Below are 14,016 nucleotides of genomic sequence, written 5' to 3'. Positions count from 1 at the left end.
GCACAAGGCCATTTATTCCACGTTCCCTTGACAGCCCCGCCTTCTCCCGCTTTTGGTTGCTTAACAGAAGATAACCTGAACCCCTGATGATTAAGAAAGGTTTAAGGGGTGGAACTTGTTAAGCGCATCTTTCAGGTCTTCAAGATTGCTGGTCTGGTAACGTTCGGTGCTGCTAATATAGCGGTGGCCCGCCATGTATTGTACTGCCCGCAGATTCTTTTCTTTCAGCCATTCCGTTATCACGCTTTGCCTGATCTGCACCCCATGTTTATACTTTGGGTTGATCTTTCGCAAAGCATAGTTGAGGTGTAACAGGCTGTTTTTCATCGTTTCCTGCCCGTTCATCGTAACAAAAAGCCGCTGTACATCTTCGACGGCCTTATATTTATCCGGCTTTCTGCCGGAACGCTCGGCCATGCGTTCGGCCAATATCTTAGGCCGGATTATTAGTATATATTCTTGTAAGTCTAAGATTTGATGCGGTTCAAGGCTAAGCACCCGGCTGTTCAGTTTGCCCGTTTGGGGAATATGTATCTTACCCTCACGTAGTTTCAGGTGGTCAGAGCGCAAGGTTTCCAGTTCATCCCTTGTCAATGCCTGGTAAACCAGTAAGCCTACAATAACCTTATTGCGGTGGGTACGCTCGTCTGTTATAGGATAACTTTCGTAAAGCGTTTCCAGTTCGGCTTGGGTTAACAGGTCGTGAGGCACATGCCTGATCGTGCCTTTCAGGATGATGCCGGCCGCGGGGTTATGTGTGGCCTGCCCGGCATGTTGCAACCAGGTGAAGTAATACCTAACGGCCAGCATTACCCGGTTAATGAGCCGGATCGTATAGCCGTCCTGTTTAAGCTGATCGGCAAACTCCAATACATCGGCATGGGTTACCTGTATGGTGGCCAAGCTTGCTTCCTCCATCCATTCCAGGAAGATACCCGCATAGTTGCTGTTTTGCCGGATATAGTTTTTGGCGTAATGTTCCTGCTGTAAATAGGTTTGGTAGCTTTTCAAAGCTGCCTGTATCGCCGAGGCGAACTTATATTTGTTCATGCTTTAGGTGGGTGTAGATCTGCGTACTTTCCATGCTACTATGCCCTAAGAAGCGTTGGATCTGTTCCAAAGCCATACCTGAATGCAGTAAATGGCTGGCAATACTGTGGCGCAGCGTATGCAGTCCTGCGGGCTTTTTTATCTTCGCTACGGCCTTTAACTTTTGTAACCGCTCGTAAGCCATGTGGCCGCTTAACCGGGTGCCATTAACGTTCAACAGCAAAGCATCTTCTTTTTTATCAGCCGCCAAATGAGGGCGGCCATACAGGATATAGTTCTCCAGGTCGGCTTTACCTGTACCTGCAAGCGGTACGTAACGCTCTTTATAACCCTTGCCTTTACGCACGTAGACCAGTCCCTTATCTAACAAAATGTCCTTAACATTGATATTGGCACCCTCGTTTTTCCGCAGGCCGCAACCATAATACAAAGCCAGTATCGCTTTATCCCGCAAACCCAATGTATCATCTTTTACAGCCTCGTATAAACTGCTGATCTCGGCAAGGTTAAGGATACATTTCACGTTGGAACTTTTGCCTTTGATGCGCAGCTTTACCGTAAAGCTTTCCTGTCCGCTTTCGGTAAGGTAACGGCTGAACTTGCGGATCACCTGCAAGTGCTTGCGGATATAGTTGAGGCTGATCGCACCGGCGGCGGTTTTGCTTGGCCGCTCGTGCAGGCGTTCCAGGTATTTTTTAAGATGTTCCTGCTGGATGTCATGCGGGCGATGGCAGTTATTATCTTGCAGGTAGATCAGGAACTCGGTCAGTATCTTAGGCATATCGCGCGGGCTGGTCGGTTCAAAGTTGAGGATCCGCAGCCATTGGGTAAAGCCTGCATGCAGGCGGATATAGAGCGGATTATATAGGGTGGCTTGCATTTTCTGTTACTCGTGGGTTACTGGTCGTTCCCCGCTGATCTTCTGCATTTTATGTAACCCATTAAGGCTTTGGGTTACCGGTGGGATACGGGTTACTAATTGGATGTTTTCAAGTATAGATTTAACCATGCTTTGCGCATCGTTTGCTAAGTTTTCGAGGTCGTTCCAGCTTTGTATTTTATATTCAAAGCCCTTATAGCGGCTTCCTTTCGCTATTTTGATATAGCCCATGCGTTCCAGTTCAAACAGGTAGCGGCCTATGCTGCTCGGACTTAACCGGAATGCGGCCCGTACTTCCTTGCTGTAAAAGGTGTCGGTGTCCTTTTCTTTCAGGTAGGTTTTAAGCTTTTCAAAGAAGTCCCGGCAGGCATCGTTTAACTCGTCGCTCTTTTTAAGCAAGGTGGTTTCCAGTAAGCTAAAAGCGGCCTGTATGTCCTCAATAGTGGTTTCAATATACTGCTCCCCGGTGTCCTCGTCCGTTTTCAGTTCTCTTTGGTATTGATGGTAGTAAGTAATGGTTTCGATGAATAACAGCAATAAAAGCATGGTACGGCGTGGTTTAAACACGGCCTCCGGCAGTTGCAGGTAAGGGGCGTAAGGATTTTTAACGCTGACAGGTTTTAACATACGCTGAACGTTTTTAAGCTGCTCCCGTACTTTCTTTTCTGCATACTGATCGATCAGCCCCGCACTCATTTTACGCTGATAGTCCATGATCTTCACGTCCTGCTCCGGGCTGTTATCCATGTAAAGCAGGATGCACCGGTTCGCGTTATCCTCATACATTTGCTCCCGTGTCGTACAGCCGCTGATACAAACAGGGCCTTCTACCTGTAAGGTGATGGTTTTGGGATTGCCTTTGCTGTCTTTCAGGGTCACCGTTTTGCTGATCTTGCGCTTGCTTTGCAGTTCCCTGATCGGGTACAGCACATCTTCCGCGCCGTCCATATCTTCAAGCAATAGCAGCTTATATTTCAATTCCTCTTTACCGAAGTAGTAAAAGGCGTTTACACTGAGCGTGGTGATCTCCAGTTTGTCTTCTTCGGGTATCAGCTCGCCTACTTTCTCCTGTAACCAGGTCTTGCCTGTCCCGCTTGCGCCCAGGCATAACAGGTGTAATGGGTTTTCACGGGTTCGTGATGTGTAAATAAGGTAGGCGATCAGGGCGTTGGTTTCTTCACCTACAATGCCACTCTGGCCGATGGCCTGCTTGGTTCTGCCTAACAGATCAGGGCCTTTTAGGTAAGCTATGGCGGCTTTACGCTCGGCTTCTGATAGCTGTTTCTTTTCAGGCTGTTTGGGCTTCATGGCCTCCAAACGTTCTGAACGGTATTGCTCTAAGGCGGTGGTCAGCCCGGTTATGGCCGTGCTGATCTCACGGGTGCCGGTGTCCAGCGCATCGGCTGATTTCTCGATCAGCTGCTCGGTTTGGATGCTGTTGTAAAGGTCTAAGCTATGGCGAAAGACGTTTAGCTTATCATCCGTATTTACCAGTTTAAGCGTCACCTTTAAACGGTCAAAGCCGGTCAGCTTAATGCCGCCCAATACGGTGATGTGCAGTTTCCCGTCTAAGTACAATAATAACTCCGGGTTGTCCGTGATAAGCCCAACAGGTTTTTGCATCGCTTTAAAAAAGTCGTAATAAACTATATATAATGCAAATATATTTATATGGTACAGTTTTTCAATAAGATTATGATTTATTGTATTGTTTATACTACTTTTTACTGTGATTAAAGCCGTTTTAGCTCCATTGACAGGATTTTATTGTAGTCTTTAGTTGCGTATATTTGTATTTATAGGTAAAAAAACGCTGTTAATAACAATATGGATTCATTTGGTAAAAGATTAAGGGAGTGCAGGGATGCCAAAGGGCTTTCGCAGCAAGACCTTGCCAAGTTGATGCATACTTCTTATACAGTCATTGGTAAGTATGAGCGGGACGAAACAAAGCCATCTATTGAAGTTGCCCGTAATATGTCGAAACTGCTTGATACCACAGTAGGGCATTTACTGGGAGAAAACGATGATCTGAACGTGCTAAAAGATCCTGCTATGCTTAAGCGTCTCAACGAATTAAACTCACTTTCTGAACCTGACAGGGACAGCATTCTATATGCGCTTGATGGTCTGCTTAGGGATGCTAAAGCCCGTAAAGCCTATGCGCTTTAACACAAAAAAGCCCCTTAACAGGGGCTTCGTCATTTACATTATCTTGTTTTCTTATTCGGTTTCCCGACTGGCTTTTTAGCTTTTGCGCTATCAGCAAATGCGTAGGGGTAATTTTGTTTTGGGTCTCTGCGCATAAGATGATACTGCCGGTGGGCACTATCCCTTTTGGCACTATCTCTTTGAACAGGTGTTTGTGCCCTGGCTGTTAAGGTTAATACTATAAGTAGTAGGGTTAGACTTTTCATTTTTTTACCATGTTGCGGGTGCAATTTTGTTTTTATCAGGCACTTCAAATAGTTTTGCTTCTAACTTCATAGGAGTAATATTCACAGCAGTGCTAATTAAAGTAAACTGCTCATTTTCCGAGATTGTTTTTAATGGCAATGCCCTTGTCTTTGATATAACATAATACCAATTTCCGTATGCATGTTGTTTAAAAAAGGCTGGATTTATACCATATTTACTATTATAATAATAGGCAGTTTTGCTTTTTGGTGTATAAACAATTAATACATCACAAAGTACTCCCATAATAGTCTCTTTTCCTTTTTCGACTTCGAACCTGGTTGCTACATCCTTGTTTTTACTGTAATCTTCCCAGTAAAGCGAATCGGACTTAGCTGTAAGCGCGTAGCTTCTATTTTCGGCACTTTTATACAATTGCATTTTAACAAACGATCCATTAAAGACAGATTTGTAATCACCCCCTTTAATATAGTAGTCTTGCGTAGTACCCATCATGGTCGCCAATCGCTCATCTTTCAATTGAGGCGATTTGCTTTTATAGCTGTTGGCATAACTGATTTTGCCCTCAAAGGTCTGTGCAAAGCCAATCGCTGGGCTAAGTAATAATAACAAAATAAGTAATCTCATTCTTTGGGGTTTAAAGGTTTATTAATATTGGGATGTTCCTTGTTGTATTCAACTTCAACGGTATCGCCAACTTTTAGACTGGTATCATGGGCGTTGCCGGTATATTTCTCACCTTTAACTACAAACTGATATGAGTAAGAGAACTTAGGGGCCACGGGTTGATTTCCCATAAAGTTCTTTTTATCTATAATCACCGCTTTAGTTCGTTGGGGAGCATTCCCCATAAACTGGTCTGTGAATGAGTTTCTGGCCACCTTATAAATAAAGTACCCAACAATTGCTACACCTATAGCAATCCAAAAGATGTTTTTTATTTTATCCATAGCTTAATTCCCCGTATTCGTATTCTTTTTTAGCTCATCCCGTTTTTGATTGGTCGTAGCTTTTATGGTGCTTTCTGTTGTTTGTGCAACTACTTTAGTTGCTACTTTCAATCCCGCTTTTACAGTTGCTGTTGTAGCACGGGTAACATTGTTTCCAGTTGCTCTCACAGCTGCTCTTGCAGTACTTGATAATCTACCTGCATTCGTTACACCAACTTTAGACAGCGCTCCCTCAACTTTACCACCTATTTTACCAGCCACGCCATCTGCAGCCAAATCTATTGCTGTATTCTTCAAAACATCTTTAACGTTATGTACTTTAACACCATCGGTTGTGTTTACTTCTACGGTATTATTAATTAGAGCAGCACCAACTTTAGCAGTAATTTTAATCGCTGTTTTTGCAGCCAAGTTTTCCACTACACTTGCACCGCTTGTTGCAGCACCAGCAAGAGCAGCAGTTCCAATAGAAACTAAGTTGATGTTACTTGTCCATGGATTTTTGTTACCCTGAACATAGTTCGTTGCCACTTGCTCCCCATAATCAACTAAACCGCCAACAATCCCACCAATAAGACAACTCGGACACCTACCATCAGGATCATCGTATCTTACAGGATTGTTTAAGCCATATTGATACGGGGTAAGGCTTTCCTGGTCGCCCTCTTCGGATGACGGGTCAACACTCGTCCATCTACCTATTACAGGGTCATAGAACCGCGCGCCGTAATCGCAGAGGGTAATTACTACCTATAAGTCCATCGTGCTGCCAAAAATCCGTTGTTGTAACCAACTAAAACTCCCGTCCATTCTGTAACTATTAGTTAAACTCAAAGCACACTCTTTTGACATATTGATCATAATAATTAGGAAAAACGAGCTGGGAATTGACATTATTCTAATGGCTTTTACATGGACAAAATAAAAAAAATAAATTATAAGCCAATATTGTATTTGTCTTTAGCCTCTAATTCTGACAGTAATATTAATGAAGGCGGCCCGCCCCCTTGCATTTCACCATGCTCAAATTGCAATTGCCAATAGCGTCCATCCCCTGGGTCTTGATAAAGCTTAAGCCAACACGTTGGGTCAGCCGAGACATACTTCAAATAGTGGCTTCTTAACGAATCAATCCGTTTACATTCATCATCAGCAATCATTTTAGACCCGTCAAATGTCCAATGACCTGTGATTTTTGTTTCGTCTTTATCTATTTCCATTGTGTTGGGGTGCTATTCTTATTATTGCAATAATCATCTCTTTTTAATTGCATTTAAAAAAGCGCTATAAAGGAAGTTGCCAAAATTTAAAGCAAGCCAATTGGTGCAAGTAAGTATCAAGCCAGTAAAAGGTATAAATATAACCGCTATAAAAAAGCCTTGCAGGCCGTACCGGGGAGTTCCGTTAAATTCAACTGGCGTTACATTAAAAAATGATAAAATACCGGCTAAAATTAAAAATGGCATTGCACAAAAAGTGTAAGCCCAAAACATTTGCTTAAATGAGTATCTGTTGTTCATGGTTAGGTCGGTTTGTTAGGAGCATTGTTAAAAATTTTAATATTTTAAATTGTCTGTTTCGGTTTTGTAGTTATAGATGTAACGATCAATCCTATAAATCCACCCGCTATTATTGTAACTATCACATTACCATATTGATGATAAGAAAGCCCTGCAATCAACCTAACTACAAGTACAACAATGGATATAACAATTATTTGAACCCAAAAACTTATTATATGATGGCTTCTTTTGGCATTACCTAACGGTAAAGTATAAACAGCCAATACAATAACTATTGCTCCGATTATTGAACTCCCATGCTGAATGACTTTATAAACCATTAGCTGGTGTCCCCCTAACTGTATAGTAGTGGATAAAACTGGCACCACTGTAACAAAATAACCATTCGGATGTGTAAAACCATCCCAAAGAATATGTGATGCCGCCCCGATTAAAATAGATAAAGCAACAATGGTGAAGTATTGTAAAAATGAACCCTGTTTATCTACGCCTCTAAACCTTGAAAACCGTCGATTTAATACTACTGGCAGATGTAAAATAACCCTATCCTTAATTAATATCTGATAAACAAAGATTATTACCAAACCTAACGGCAGATCAAACCAAAACAATCCTGGCCATGTGTGGCTATAAATGCTTTTAACCCTCATGCGTATAAAATACTCGAAATCAGGCACCATACTACCAATTATTAGACCTGTTAATGAAACCCATCTTTTAGGTAAGTTCCTGAATGGCAGAATAATAGCAGGGTGGGAAAAGGTAAAGGGCATAGTTCTTACTTTATAGGCAAAAAAAAAGCCGGATTAATATCCAGCCTCTCGTTTATGATTTTCAAATGTTTTATTTCTTTTTTTGACCAGGCAATCCCACCCTTTGAAGGGTTTGTGTGGCTTCTTCTAATTTTTTGATAAAAAACGGCTCATTGGCGTGACTTTTAACATTATCGCTAACGATCCCCGGCCCAAAACCTTTTATAGTTTTTAATTTTTTTTCTACTGTAGGCATACTTACTCCTTTCATAATGCAATAATCAAATATAGTTAATTACTTCTGTTTCACCAAAAACGCCTCATAATTGATAGTGTTAGGCTTAAACACGTGCCAATCATTATCTTTTAATCCATACACATCAAAATCCTTGCTAATTTCCTCCCACAAACCCGCTATACCCATTTGATACAGTCTGGTACGGGCAGTTGTGCTACCCTTTGCATAAATATAATGGTTGCCATAGTGGTTGCAAAATTCAACAATAGTGTTTGCCACGGTAGCCAAAACTATGTCCCTGTCTTCGTTATTACTAACCACAATATCATCTGTTTCCCCTGAATGTGGGTCTTGATCGCCAAACCCTAAATTATAAATTGGCGGTTCCGAATTAGGGATTTTTGTAAACATGACAATTTTTCTAATCCGTCCTTTGGGGCCGTCACTATAAAATTCATAGTCTTGAAAGTCATTACTGTTAATATATGGATAGCGTTCTAAATTCATGGTATTACATTCAGGAGATAATCAGTTTTCAAAAATAGTAATTTGTATTAGTGCTGTAGCTGATAAACTACTTTGTATGCTTTTTACTTGCTTTTGATTTATCCCTTAATTTCTCGACTTTATCATTTGCCAACTTACTTTGTTCCGCGGCCTGTTTCGCTTCAAATGCCGCTTCTGACATGGTTTGTTGTTCATCAATATTAGCCTTTGCCTTTTTAATCAGGAAGTAGGCGTTGCTGGTATAAGCAGTATCAATATATTTTGCCACATTGGGATAAAATCCACGAAGGATCAAGAATTTGTTTGTTTCATCTGCCCGGCGGCTGTTTTCAATCCACAAGCTTATCGAGACTGCAAGCAAAACGGCAACCGCAAGCCCCGACCCCAAAATCGTCCTGATCACAAATTTTGCTTTAGTATCAAACTGAACATTATACTTAACAGGTATTTCTTTGGGTATGGCATTAATTTTTTCATCAAAGCCATTCAGTTGTTTATCAAAACGCTCTAACTGCTTGGTGTTTTCCAGCGTTTTCATTTCGGCGGTTTCTTTTACCTTAGTTTCCAGTTCCTTAACTTTTGATGGTAAGGCGCTTAAACCAAGCTCCTCAATTTTGGACTGTCTTTTTTCAAGGTCTGTAACCTTTTTAGCCATACTATCTATAATCTCTTGCTGCATGTTATTTTCTTCGTGGGTTCCCATGTCTTTAATAATTTTTGTTGTTCATTAATTTTGTTATTTACTATCTGCTAATGCCCTGGCTTCGGTCTTGATCGTTACCCTGACCCTTTCTTTTTTTCCTGTGGTAGGGATCAGGTTCCGGTTCAGGCGTAATGATTGGAATGCGGCCAAACAAATCAATTACGGACCGGTGGCCGGATTGCTCTTTAACCGGCTCCCTGTTTATCACTTCCTTAAGCTGCTGCGCTAAGGTTGGGCGTTGATCCTCGGCCTGTTTCTGCTGCGCCTGCTGCTCGATCTGCTTGCTTAACCTGCCATAGCTTAAACTACGGTCAATCTCTGACCCTTTAAACTTATAGTCGCCTTTACTGAAACTGATGCCCTGTTTCTCCGATGTGCCGCTTTTGTATTTGAACTGCATACCGATACCCTGCTTTAACAATTCCTGTTTCAGTTCTGCCATACTGGTAACCTTTTGGCTTACCGCTTTAATGGTGTCGAATAATTCATATTTCAGCTTATCAATACCTTTTAGCTGCTGACGGTTAACCTTTTCCTTACCCTGCCCGATGTGCATGCCATGCTTTAAGGTTAGCTCTTTGCTGATCTTAATATTTTTCAGGTGCTGGAAACTATCAGGAATGGTTTTGCCCTCGTTGTTGACCCGGTTATAAACGATATGAATATGCGGGTGCGCCCGGTCTTTATGCTTAACGATCAGTAACTGCGTGTCCAGTATTTTCATTCTTTGCAGATACTCCTTAGCGATACTGACCATTTTTTCATCGTTCAACTTGTCCTTATCCTCGGGGCTCCAGCTTAACGAAATATGGCCTACTGCCTGACCTAAGCCGGGGTTCATTTTGCGCTGCATATTAAAGTCCGCAATAATGTGCGCTGTCTTGTCGATGCGCACACCATCCGCATAAAGTATGGCCGCCTCTTTTTTCAGGACGTTATACTCAATACAGCCGCCAAAGCTCTTACCGGGTTTAGGTATCTTGCCGATCATCGCTGTTAAAATATTTTAATGCCTGGTTTATTTCGATCAGAAGATTACCGCATTTAATCGCAATCGTTAAGATGCCGTCCCGGTGAGCCAGCTTCGTTAACTGGTTCAGATTGTTGGCTAAACCTGCGAGCATTCGCATGATCTGTAAATTCTCCGGCTTTAAACGTGCCACTACTTTTGCGGCTTTGGCCGCTGCTCTTATCCAGTCGCTTAATCGCATACCCGCGTCCTTAGCTCTCGCCGAGATCATAAAACGCTCAGTTGCTGTTAGCCTGACTTTAACATGCGTTTCGCGCCTGACCTTAACTTTTGGCCTGCCACCTTTATGTTTTGGTTTTTCGGTTTTAACCGATAATTTTTCGTTCGTTTCCATGCGTCTCACTCTGTCTTAATCTCATCACTTTTTTTAATTTCCTTTTTGCGACCATCGGGAGCAAAAAGCAAGTTTGCCGTTCAGCCGTAGGCTGCAACGGAGTTTTTGGGTACCAAAAACACAAACTTGCTTCTTATCGGCAAATGCCTTTTGTTAACGGCCTCCGGCCGGTATAGACAACTATACAGCTATACCGCAAGCGGTATGCTGCGCCGCTTTTCACCAAAGCGAAGCTTTGGTTTTACCTGTTATTTTTCCGATGCGAAGCATCGGAGCTGCCTTGTATGATCTCACTTGCTGTTGCCCTCCAAAAGCTTTTCAATGTCTTCTAACTTGTAATAAAGCAGCCCGCCGATCTTGGTATAACGGAGTGTTCCGTTAACTCTTAAATTCTGTAAGGTGCCGGGCGAAATGTTTAGCAGCTTCCTGACTTCGTAGCTTTTCAGCCATTGTTTACTTTGTGCCTGACCGGGCTTTATAAGACCCTTGATCTCGCCTAACAAGTTCTCTATCCTCCTTAAATCATCTTTGGTTATAATTTCGATGTTCATCTTTCCCCCTTGTTAATTTTTAGTTTTTTGTTGCATGATTGCGAGTACCTCGCTTTTTTTGAAATAAACCCGTTTGTGCAGGCGCAAAAAGGGCAGACCCTTTTTCATCCAATCGGTGAGTGTTACCAATGACACGCCTAAATCGTCGGCCAGTTCCTTTTTGGACAATAGCCGTTCTTCATCCTGCCGGGGCGGGCTGCCGCCTTTCTTAAAATGTTCCTGTAATTCTGCCCTTACTGCATCCTTGATGCAGTGGCTTAGGGCTTCGTAATTGATTATTTCCATGCCGCAAATGAAAGCAGAAACGCAGCGCAGGCGTGACCTTCAAAAATTTGAAGGTCAAATTGGAGTAGTTATTGGAAAGATAATTAACAACTAATAGATTATAATACAATTAGTTATTAAATGGTGGGGGTTATTATAAAGATGGGAAAGTGCTCTTTTTACAAACTTCTTTTTTTCGCCGAAACGATGGTAAAAAGCTGGTCTTTTTTGGGTACGTCTTTGTACTTGATATTGTCGGTGTTATTCTCAGGTGGGAAATAACGCTTTACGCTCTCAATGCTTATCTCCTTACCTCCGGCTCTAAAGTACTTGGCAATCATCTTACTCCAAATGTTTAGCGTGGTAGCGTTGGCCAGTTCCTTATTGTCGTCCAGTTTGAGTTCCCTAATCTGTAACATGAGGTGATAAAGCGTTCTGTGCCTGCCCTCGCGAATGTCTATATAGTCTTTGGTTTCCAGTTCCCGGAGTTTTTTGTTTTCCTCTTTAAGTTTTTTGTTTTCAGCATTTAGCTTTGCAATTTCTTCCAGTTGGCGTTTGATGGTTTCCTGATCGGTGGATTGAATGAACCATTGGTCAATTGAGTTCAGGTAATCCAAAAACTCCTGCAACTGTAAGCGGTTTTGACGCTCCCGAACATGTTTTGGGGTATAACGGTCTTTGTTAATAAGCTCGCTGATCGAATCAGTAATGATCTGCTTAACGTGAACAAAAAACTCCTGTTCAGTTGCATCTTCATAACGGCCCAAAAAGAAATTAAGCTGATATTGATAAAAAGGTTCGTATTGGTCTTTTATCTTCTTATACAGACGATAAAGGAAATGATTGTCTTCGTTGCCTTTCGTCCATGGCAATGGGAAACCTACATCATTGGTTTGCTTATCAAAGTCGAACAAAGCTCTATGCTTAAAATACTGTGGCCTCATAGCGCTTGGGTAGATTATAATCAAATTAAGCTAATAGCCTATTGGCCTTAAACAAGGCTTCTGTTTCCTGTGCTCTCGTATTGATTGTAAAGCCAGTCAATATGCTTACCTAATGCTTGTTTAACAGTATCTTCATCCTCTTGTTTTTTCATAATTAAACCGTCACGGGTCAATACAAGACTGTCGTCTGCACCTAAATTAATAAGCGTAGTTAAATAACGCTCGTATAGGTCTTCCCGGCTGAATAAGCCATCGGGTAGGTTCTTAACATCGTAGCTCGTGAGGGCTTTAAAGGCTTGCAGTCTTTTTAATTGTTGTTCCTCGTCATCTTTTGGAAAGCCGATAATATCTAAAACGATTTCATAATTATGGATGTGCAGATTGTCCATTTCAACGCCAAGGTCGCTTAGCTTGCATACAAATGAGGTTAATTTGTACTGCTCAAATAATAAGTTTACAAGGTGCTTTTTCATAGTGGCTGTTTTTATAAATAAAGTTACCAAAAGCATTATAAAAACAAAGCCCTGCACTTTGCAGTACAGGGCTTTGATAAGGGTTAACCCTTATCAAGCCTGTAATCTTTTACTTAGCAGTGCCATATCGTCGCTAATTTTGCTTTCTACCACCTTAGCATATATCTGTGTAGTGGAAAGTTTGGAGTGCCCTAACAGCTTGCTAACGGTTTCAATAGGTACACCATTAGTTAGGGTTACAGTAGTCGCAAATGTATGCCGGGCAATATGAAAGGTTAGCGGTTTGGTGATGTCGCACATATCGGCTATTTCCTTTAAATAGCTGTTCAATTTCTGATTGCTTAGTGTCGGCAATACTTTTCCCTCTGCTAATGACTGCGGGTGACCTTTGTATTTTTCCACGATGGCTAAAGCTTTGGGCAACAATGGCACCCTTACAGGCTCATTTGTTTTTTGCCTGTTAGTCATTATCCAAAGCTTACCGGATTTTTCAATCAGGTTGGCGGGGGTCAAGTTGAACACATCTATATAAGCCAACCCTGTATAACAGCTAAACACAAACAAGTCCTTTACCACTTGTAAGCGAACAATATGAAAATGCTTATCTTCAATCCTTGCCAATTCTTCTTTAGTAAGGTAATCCCGTTCAACTTTCTCAAATTTCAACTGGTAGGCATGAAATGGATTACGTTCAATCCATTCCAGTCTTACGGCAAGGTTTACCATCTTACAAAACCGCTCCAAATGTTTCATTACACCATTTGTCTGTAATGCCTTTTGTCCTTTTTCCGGCTTCCTGTTACGCAAGTAATATTCAAAATCGGTAATAAACTTGTAAGTCAATTCCGATAAATACTTATCACTTGTTTTAAACCGCTCCTTTAAAAACTCTTTGACATACTTTTGGGTGGTATAATAGTTCTTCATCGTTCCTGGTTCTAATACCTGGGCTTGATCGGTATTATGGTAGTCTATCAATTTGCATAACGTTAAATCGGCCTGATCGCCCCCTGTAACTTTTTCTTTTAATAGTTCTGCGGTAATAAATTTCTTTTGTAATAAAAGCTGTTGGTAACTGTCAATAATTCCAGCCTTGAATTGGTCAAGGTATTTATTCAGTTTTATCATTTCTTCCCGGCTGCCTTTTGCCATTCCTTTAGTTGCGTTCCAATTATTTTCCTCAATGGAGCGTTTAACCGAGATTTCAATACGTTTGCCGTTTACAGTAATACGGGCATAAATGGGTGATTTTCCCGCTTGGGTGGTCTTTTGCTTTTTAAGGTAAAAAGCAACGCCAAAGGTGTTGTTTGTCGTACTCATAGCTATTTCAATTAATAATTTACAAAAGCATGGTTTTGACTGTTTTAATGTACCCTTTAAAAAGGGGCACCGATTTGAA

At 41.6% G+C, this 14,016-nt stretch carries 21 protein-coding genes and 1 pseudogene; 2 read left to right on the top strand and 20 right to left on the bottom strand.

Annotation, left to right across the window (positions count from 1 at the left end):
* Nucleotides 1-90 precede the first annotated feature (90 nt).
* The 3 genes and pseudogenes from A0256_14505 to A0256_14495 form a co-directional block, all read right to left on the bottom strand.
* Nucleotides 91-1,050: a hypothetical protein gene (locus A0256_14505; protein ID AMR32547.1), complete on the bottom strand. Its 960-nt coding sequence runs from the start codon at nt 1,048-1,050 to the stop codon at nt 91-93.
* Nucleotides 1,037-1,930, bottom strand: a complete 894-nt coding sequence (locus tag A0256_14500) for a hypothetical protein (protein AMR32546.1) — start codon at nt 1,928-1,930, stop codon at nt 1,037-1,039. The genes A0256_14505 and A0256_14500 overlap by 14 nt, the downstream gene beginning before the upstream one ends.
* Nucleotides 1,931-2,029: 99 nt before the next feature.
* Nucleotides 2,030-3,553 (bottom strand): annotated as a pseudogene (locus tag A0256_14495) (hypothetical protein).
* Between the two features lie 204 nt (nt 3,554-3,757).
* Between A0256_14495 and A0256_14490 the strand changes: the two are divergent.
* Nucleotides 3,758-4,102, top strand: coding sequence for a transcriptional regulator (locus A0256_14490; GenBank protein ID AMR32545.1), 345 nt, complete (start codon nt 3,758-3,760; stop codon nt 4,100-4,102).
* A 38-nt stretch (nt 4,103-4,140) separates the two neighbouring features.
* Here the strand turns inward: A0256_14490 and A0256_14485 are convergent, their stop codons facing one another.
* From A0256_14485 to A0256_14430, 12 genes are all read right to left on the bottom strand, one after another.
* Nucleotides 4,141-4,347: a hypothetical protein gene (locus A0256_14485; protein ID AMR32544.1), complete on the bottom strand. Its 207-nt coding sequence runs from the start codon at nt 4,345-4,347 to the stop codon at nt 4,141-4,143.
* A 4-nt stretch (nt 4,348-4,351) separates the two neighbouring features.
* Nucleotides 4,352-4,975: a hypothetical protein gene (locus tag A0256_14480; GenBank protein ID AMR32543.1), complete on the bottom strand. Its 624-nt coding sequence runs from the start codon at nt 4,973-4,975 to the stop codon at nt 4,352-4,354.
* On the bottom strand, nt 4,972-5,298 hold the full coding sequence (locus A0256_14475) for a hypothetical protein (GenBank protein ID AMR32542.1): 327 nt from the start codon (nt 5,296-5,298) through the stop codon (nt 4,972-4,974). The genes A0256_14480 and A0256_14475 overlap by 4 nt, the downstream gene beginning before the upstream one ends.
* 3 nt (nt 5,299-5,301) lie before the next feature.
* Nucleotides 5,302-5,829, bottom strand: coding sequence for a hypothetical protein (locus tag A0256_14470; protein ID AMR32541.1), 528 nt, complete (start codon nt 5,827-5,829; stop codon nt 5,302-5,304).
* A 404-nt stretch (nt 5,830-6,233) separates the two neighbouring features.
* Nucleotides 6,234-6,518 carry a hypothetical protein gene (locus tag A0256_14465; GenBank protein AMR32540.1) on the bottom strand — a complete coding sequence of 95 codons (285 nt, stop codon included), beginning with the start codon at nt 6,516-6,518 and terminating at the stop codon, nt 6,234-6,236.
* Between the two features lie 33 nt (nt 6,519-6,551).
* The gene (locus A0256_14460; protein ID AMR32539.1) at nt 6,552-6,818 is read right to left on the bottom strand and encodes a hypothetical protein; all 267 of its coding nucleotides are present in this window, start codon (nt 6,816-6,818) and stop codon (nt 6,552-6,554) included.
* Nucleotides 6,819-6,862: 44 nt separating this feature from the next.
* Nucleotides 6,863-7,594, bottom strand: coding sequence for a hypothetical protein (locus A0256_14455; protein ID AMR32538.1), 732 nt, complete (start codon nt 7,592-7,594; stop codon nt 6,863-6,865).
* Nucleotides 7,595-7,664: 70 nt separating this feature from the next.
* Complete coding sequence (locus A0256_14450) at nt 7,665-7,844, bottom strand: hypothetical protein (protein ID AMR32537.1); 180 nt, start codon at nt 7,842-7,844, stop codon at nt 7,665-7,667.
* A gap of 24 nt (nt 7,845-7,868) precedes the next feature.
* Nucleotides 7,869-8,318 carry a hypothetical protein gene (locus tag A0256_14445; GenBank protein AMR32536.1) on the bottom strand — a complete coding sequence of 150 codons (450 nt, stop codon included), beginning with the start codon at nt 8,316-8,318 and terminating at the stop codon, nt 7,869-7,871.
* Between the two features lie 67 nt (nt 8,319-8,385).
* Nucleotides 8,386-9,021, bottom strand: coding sequence for a hypothetical protein (locus tag A0256_14440; protein ID AMR32535.1), 636 nt, complete (start codon nt 9,019-9,021; stop codon nt 8,386-8,388).
* A gap of 40 nt (nt 9,022-9,061) precedes the next feature.
* On the bottom strand, nt 9,062-10,012 hold the full coding sequence (locus A0256_14435) for a mobilization protein (GenBank protein AMR32534.1): 951 nt from the start codon (nt 10,010-10,012) through the stop codon (nt 9,062-9,064).
* On the bottom strand, nt 9,993-10,385 hold the full coding sequence (locus tag A0256_14430; GenBank protein ID AMR32533.1) for a hypothetical protein: 393 nt from the start codon (nt 10,383-10,385) through the stop codon (nt 9,993-9,995). Before A0256_14430 ends, A0256_14435 begins: the two co-directional genes overlap by 20 nt.
* 105 nt (nt 10,386-10,490) lie before the next feature.
* Here A0256_14430 and A0256_14425 point away from each other — a divergent pair, with 105 nt between their 5' ends.
* On the top strand, nt 10,491-10,673 hold the full coding sequence (locus tag A0256_14425) for a hypothetical protein (protein AMR32532.1): 183 nt from the start codon (nt 10,491-10,493) through the stop codon (nt 10,671-10,673).
* Nucleotides 10,674-10,675: 2 nt separating this feature from the next.
* Here A0256_14425 and A0256_14420 read toward each other — a convergent pair whose 3' ends face one another.
* The 5 genes from A0256_14420 to A0256_14400 all read right to left on the bottom strand — a co-directional run bounded on the left by A0256_14420 (nt 10,676) and on the right by A0256_14400 (nt 13,937).
* Complete coding sequence (locus tag A0256_14420; protein AMR32531.1) at nt 10,676-10,936, bottom strand: transcriptional regulator; 261 nt, start codon at nt 10,934-10,936, stop codon at nt 10,676-10,678.
* Nucleotides 10,937-10,948: 12 nt separating this feature from the next.
* Nucleotides 10,949-11,221 (bottom strand): hypothetical protein, encoded by a 273-nt coding sequence (locus A0256_14415; protein ID AMR32530.1) that lies wholly within the window; start codon nt 11,219-11,221, stop codon nt 10,949-10,951.
* Between the two features lie 158 nt (nt 11,222-11,379).
* Nucleotides 11,380-12,144 carry a hypothetical protein gene (locus tag A0256_14410; protein ID AMR32529.1) on the bottom strand — a complete coding sequence of 255 codons (765 nt, stop codon included), beginning with the start codon at nt 12,142-12,144 and terminating at the stop codon, nt 11,380-11,382.
* A gap of 47 nt (nt 12,145-12,191) precedes the next feature.
* Nucleotides 12,192-12,653: a hypothetical protein gene (locus A0256_14405; GenBank protein AMR32528.1), complete on the bottom strand. Its 462-nt coding sequence runs from the start codon at nt 12,651-12,653 to the stop codon at nt 12,192-12,194.
* A gap of 57 nt (nt 12,654-12,710) precedes the next feature.
* Entirely contained in the window at nt 12,711-13,937 is a 1,227-nt protein-coding gene (locus A0256_14400) for an integrase (GenBank protein ID AMR32527.1), read from the bottom strand.
* Nucleotides 13,938-14,016: the final 79 nt, after the last annotated feature.

The organism is Mucilaginibacter sp. PAMC 26640 (assembly GCA_001596135.1).
GTDB lineage: Bacteria > Bacteroidota > Bacteroidia > Sphingobacteriales > Sphingobacteriaceae > Mucilaginibacter.
This window is presented reverse-complemented; position numbering and strand designations above follow the sequence as displayed.

Excerpts from the sequence above, each read along its gene's own strand:
- A0256_14505 (AMR32547.1), bottom strand. The coding sequence starts at position 1,050 with ATGAACAAATATAAGTTCGCCTCGGCGATACAGGCAGCTTTGAAAAGC.
- A0256_14500 (AMR32546.1), bottom strand. The coding sequence starts at position 1,930 with ATGCAAGCCACCCTATATAATCCGCTCTATATCCGCCTGCATGCAGGC.
- A0256_14490 (AMR32545.1), top strand. The coding sequence starts at position 3,758 with ATGGATTCATTTGGTAAAAGATTAAGGGAGTGCAGGGATGCCAAAGGG.
- A0256_14485 (AMR32544.1), bottom strand. The coding sequence starts at position 4,347 with ATGAAAAGTCTAACCCTACTACTTATAGTATTAACCTTAACAGCCAGG.
- A0256_14480 (AMR32543.1), bottom strand. The coding sequence starts at position 4,975 with ATGAGATTACTTATTTTGTTATTATTACTTAGCCCAGCGATTGGCTTT.
- A0256_14475 (AMR32542.1), bottom strand. The coding sequence starts at position 5,298 with ATGGATAAAATAAAAAACATCTTTTGGATTGCTATAGGTGTAGCAATT.
- A0256_14465 (AMR32540.1), bottom strand. The coding sequence starts at position 6,518 with ATGGAAATAGATAAAGACGAAACAAAAATCACAGGTCATTGGACATTT.
- A0256_14460 (AMR32539.1), bottom strand. The coding sequence starts at position 6,818 with ATGAACAACAGATACTCATTTAAGCAAATGTTTTGGGCTTACACTTTT.
- A0256_14455 (AMR32538.1), bottom strand. The coding sequence starts at position 7,594 with ATGCCCTTTACCTTTTCCCACCCTGCTATTATTCTGCCATTCAGGAAC.
- A0256_14450 (AMR32537.1), bottom strand. The coding sequence starts at position 7,844 with ATGAAAGGAGTAAGTATGCCTACAGTAGAAAAAAAATTAAAAACTATA.
- A0256_14445 (AMR32536.1), bottom strand. The coding sequence starts at position 8,318 with ATGAATTTAGAACGCTATCCATATATTAACAGTAATGACTTTCAAGAC.
- A0256_14440 (AMR32535.1), bottom strand. The coding sequence starts at position 9,021 with ATGGGAACCCACGAAGAAAATAACATGCAGCAAGAGATTATAGATAGT.
- A0256_14435 (AMR32534.1), bottom strand. The coding sequence starts at position 10,012 with ATGATCGGCAAGATACCTAAACCCGGTAAGAGCTTTGGCGGCTGTATT.
- A0256_14430 (AMR32533.1), bottom strand. The coding sequence starts at position 10,385 with ATGGAAACGAACGAAAAATTATCGGTTAAAACCGAAAAACCAAAACAT.
- A0256_14420 (AMR32531.1), bottom strand. The coding sequence starts at position 10,936 with ATGAACATCGAAATTATAACCAAAGATGATTTAAGGAGGATAGAGAAC.
- A0256_14415 (AMR32530.1), bottom strand. The coding sequence starts at position 11,221 with ATGGAAATAATCAATTACGAAGCCCTAAGCCACTGCATCAAGGATGCA.
- A0256_14410 (AMR32529.1), bottom strand. The coding sequence starts at position 12,144 with ATGAGGCCACAGTATTTTAAGCATAGAGCTTTGTTCGACTTTGATAAG.
- A0256_14405 (AMR32528.1), bottom strand. The coding sequence starts at position 12,653 with ATGCTTTTGGTAACTTTATTTATAAAAACAGCCACTATGAAAAAGCAC.
- A0256_14400 (AMR32527.1), bottom strand. The coding sequence starts at position 13,937 with ATGAGTACGACAAACAACACCTTTGGCGTTGCTTTTTACCTTAAAAAG.